This window comes from Neisseria sp. HMSC03D10 (assembly GCF_001807625.1).
In the GTDB taxonomy this organism is placed as follows: Bacteria; Pseudomonadota; Gammaproteobacteria; order Burkholderiales; family Neisseriaceae; genus Neisseria; species Neisseria mucosa.
Genome location: NZ_KV789545.1, coordinates 1 through 3,885, shown reverse-complemented (window position 1 = coordinate 3,885; position 3,885 = coordinate 1). Strand labels below are relative to the sequence as shown.

4 protein-coding genes are annotated in these 3,885 nt (G+C 48.0%); all 4 read left to right on the top strand.

Annotated features, from left to right (window positions below):
• Positions 1–300 precede the first annotated feature (300 nt).
• Complete coding sequence (gene rpsL / locus HMPREF3066_RS06620) at positions 301–672, top strand: 30S ribosomal protein S12 (RefSeq protein WP_002218431.1); 372 nt, start codon at positions 301–303, stop codon at positions 670–672.
• A gap of 117 nt (positions 673–789) precedes the next feature.
• On the top strand, positions 790–1,260 hold the full coding sequence (gene rpsG / locus HMPREF3066_RS06615; RefSeq protein ID WP_003745196.1) for a 30S ribosomal protein S7: 471 nt from the start codon (positions 790–792) through the stop codon (positions 1,258–1,260).
• Between the two features lie 18 nt (positions 1,261–1,278).
• Positions 1,279–3,384, top strand: coding sequence for an elongation factor G (gene fusA, locus HMPREF3066_RS06610; protein ID WP_003760496.1), 2,106 nt, complete (start codon positions 1,279–1,281; stop codon positions 3,382–3,384).
• An 88-nt stretch (positions 3,385–3,472) separates the two neighbouring features.
• Positions 3,473–3,885 (top strand): GTP-binding protein (locus HMPREF3066_RS06605; RefSeq protein WP_083286415.1); only part of this gene is annotated, 413 nt, incomplete at its 3' end.

The following is a 3,885-nucleotide window of genomic DNA, read 5'->3' as shown; positions in this document are numbered from 1 at the left end:
TGTCCTGATTTAAATTTAATCCACTATATCAATGCCGTTGTGAAAAGTACGGTAGGAAGGGTGGCTCTAATGGAGTTGCGAACTGACTTATTTTTGATAAAGGTCGTCTGAAATAGGGAGTGCAGAGTTTGAGAACTCTTTATCCATTTCAGACGACCTCAGTTGCTAAATAGTTCTTAGTAAATACAAAATACCAACTTTTCTCTACCGTTTGCTTGACTAAACTCTTGCAATAAAAATATAATTCCACTCTTGCCGACATGGTGTCGGCAAGTATTTAACTCAACAGGACGAGAAAATATGCCAACTATCAACCAATTGGTACGCAAAGGCCGTCAAAAGCCCGTGTACGTAAACAAAGTGCCTGCACTGGAAGCCTGCCCGCAAAAACGCGGCGTATGCACCCGTGTATACACGACTACCCCTAAAAAACCTAACTCTGCATTGCGTAAAGTATGTAAAGTTCGCCTGACCAACGGTTTTGAAGTCATTTCATACATCGGCGGTGAAGGCCACAACCTGCAAGAGCACAGCGTCGTACTGATTCGCGGCGGTCGTGTAAAAGACTTGCCGGGTGTACGTTACCACACTGTACGCGGTTCTTTGGATACTGCAGGTGTTAAAGACCGTAAACAAGCCCGTTCTAAATACGGTGCTAAGCGTCCTAAATAATTACAGGGACTTAAATAGGCACGTCGGCCGCCTAAGCTGAACAACGGCCGAGTAAGTGAATACTCTATTGGGTATTCATGGGAATTGACCCAACTGAATAGATTAAAGGAAATTAAAATGCCAAGACGTAGAGAAGTCCCCAAGCGCGATGTGTTGCCTGATCCTAAATTCGGCAGCGTCGAGCTGACTAAATTCATGAACGTATTGATGATTGACGGTAAAAAATCTGTTGCCGAGCGTATCGTTTACGGTGCATTGGAGCAAATCGAGAAAAAAACCGGCAAAGCAGCAATCGAAGTATTCAACGAAGCCATTGCAAACGCCAAACCTATCGTGGAAGTGAAAAGCCGCCGTGTAGGTGGTGCAAACTACCAAGTTCCTGTTGAGGTTCGTCCTTCACGCCGTCTGGCTCTTGCAATGCGCTGGGTTCGCGATGCGGCCCGCAAACGTGGTGAGAAATCCATGGACCTGCGTCTGGCAGGCGAGTTGATTGATGCGTCCGAAGGTCGCGGCGGTGCGTTGAAAAAACGTGAAGAAGTACACCGCATGGCTGAAGCCAACAAAGCATTCTCTCACTTCCGTTTCTAATTTTGAAAGGCTAATAAAATGGCTCGTAAGACCCCGATCAGCCTGTACCGCAACATCGGTATTTCCGCCCATATTGACGCGGGTAAAACCACTACTACAGAACGTATTTTGTTCTATACCGGTTTGACCCACAAATTGGGCGAGGTACATGATGGCGCGGCTACTACCGACTACATGGAACAAGAGCAAGAACGTGGTATTACCATTACCTCTGCTGCCGTTACTTCCTACTGGTCCGGTATGGCGAAACAATTCCCAGAACACCGCTTCAACATCATTGACACCCCGGGACACGTTGACTTTACTGTAGAGGTAGAGCGTTCTATGCGTGTATTGGATGGTGCGGTAATGGTTTACTGCGCGGTGGGTGGTGTTCAACCTCAATCTGAAACCGTATGGCGTCAAGCCAACAAATACCAAGTTCCACGCTTGGCGTTTGTAAATAAAATGGACCGTCAAGGTGCCAACTTCTTCCGCGTTGTCGAGCAAATGAAAACCCGTTTGCGCGCAAACCCAGTACCTATCGTTATTCCGGTAGGCGCAGAAGACAGTTTCACCGGTGTTGTTGACCTGCTGAAAATGAAATCCATCATCTGGAATGAAGCCGATAAAGGTACAACCTTTACCTATGGTGACATTCCTGCTGAATTGGTTGAAACTGCTGAAGAATGGCGTCAAAACATGATTGAAGCCGCAGCAGAAGCCAGCGAAGAATTGATGGACAAATACTTGGGCGGCGATGAGCTGACCGAGGAAGAAATCGTAGGCGCATTGCGTCAACGTACTTTGGCAGGCGAAATTCAGCCGATGTTGTGTGGTTCCGCATTTAAAAACAAAGGTGTTCAACGGATGTTGGACGCAGTTGTAGAATTGCTGCCTGCTCCTACCGATATTCCTCCGGTTCAAGGTGTTAACCCTAACACTGAAGAAGCCGACAGCCGCCAAGCCAGCGATGAAGAGAAATTCTCTGCATTAGCGTTCAAAATGTTGAACGACAAATACGTTGGTCAGCTGACTTTCATCCGCGTTTACTCCGGTGTCGTGAAATCCGGTGATACCGTATTGAACTCTGTAAAAGGTACTCGTGAACGTATCGGTCGTTTGGTACAAATGACTGCTGCAGACCGTACTGAAATCGAGGAAGTACGTGCTGGCGACATCGCAGCCGCTATCGGTCTGAAAGACGTTACTACCGGTGAAACCTTGTGTGCAGAAAGCGCGCCGATCATCTTGGAACGTATGGAATTCCCTGAGCCGGTAATCCATATTGCCGTTGAGCCGAAAACCAAAGCCGACCAAGAGAAAATGGGTATCGCCCTGAACCGTCTGGCTAAGGAAGACCCTTCTTTCCGTGTCCGTACAGACGAGGAATCCGGTCAAACCATTATTTCCGGTATGGGTGAGCTGCACTTGGAAATTATTGTTGACCGTATGAAACGCGAATTCGGCGTGGAAGCGAATATCGGTGCGCCTCAAGTGGCTTACCGCGAAACCATCCGCAAAGAAGTTGAAGCCGAATACAAACACGCCAAACAATCCGGTGGTAAAGGTCAATACGGTCACGTTGTGATCAAAATGGAACCTATGGAGCCGGGTGGTGCAGGCTACGAATTTATCGACGAAATTAAAGGTGGTGTGATTCCTCGCGAATTCATTCCGTCTGTCGATAAAGGTATCCGCGATACCCTGCCTAACGGTATCGTTGCAGGCTACCCAGTAGTTGACGTACGCGTACGTTTGATCTTCGGTTCTTCACACGATGTCGACTCCTCTCAACTGGCCTTCGAATTGGCTGCTTCACAAGCCTTCAAAGAAGGTATGCGTAAAGCCAATCCTGCTCTGCTTGAGCCAATCATGGCCGTTGAAGTGGAAACCCCTGAAGAATACATGGGTGACGTAATGGGCGACTTGAACCGTCGTCGCGGCGTCGTATTGGGTATGGATGATGACGGTATCGGCGGTAAAAAAGTCCGTGCCGAAGTACCTCTGGCAGAAATGTTCGGTTATTCGACCGACCTGCGTTCTGCAACCCAAGGCCGCGCTACTTACTCTATGGAGTTCAAGAAATATTCTGAAGCTCCTGCCCACATAGCTGCTGCTGTAACTGAAGCCCGTAAAGGCTAATCAGGCAAATAGGTCGTCTGAAAGGCTGAAATGATTTTTCAGACGGCCTCTGTTCTTTAATCGATCTTTAATGTAAAGGAATTAGCTCATGGCTAAGGAAAAATTTGAACGTAGCAAACCGCACGTAAACGTTGGCACCATCGGTCACGTTGACCATGGTAAAACCACCCTAACTGCTGCTTTGACTACTATTTTGGCTAAAAAATTCGGCGGTGCTGCAAAAGCTTACGACCAAATCGACAACGCTCCCGAAGAAAAAGCCCGCGGTATTACCATCAATACCTCACACGTAGAATACGAAACCGAAACCCGCCACTACGCACACGTAGACTGCCCGGGTCACGCCGACTACGTTAAAAACATGATTACCGGTGCCGCACAAATGGACGGCGCAATCTTGGTATGTTCTGCTGCCGACGGTCCTATGCCGCAAACCCGCGAACACATCCTGTTGGCCCGTCAAGTAGGTGTACCTTACATCATCGTGTTCATGAACAAATG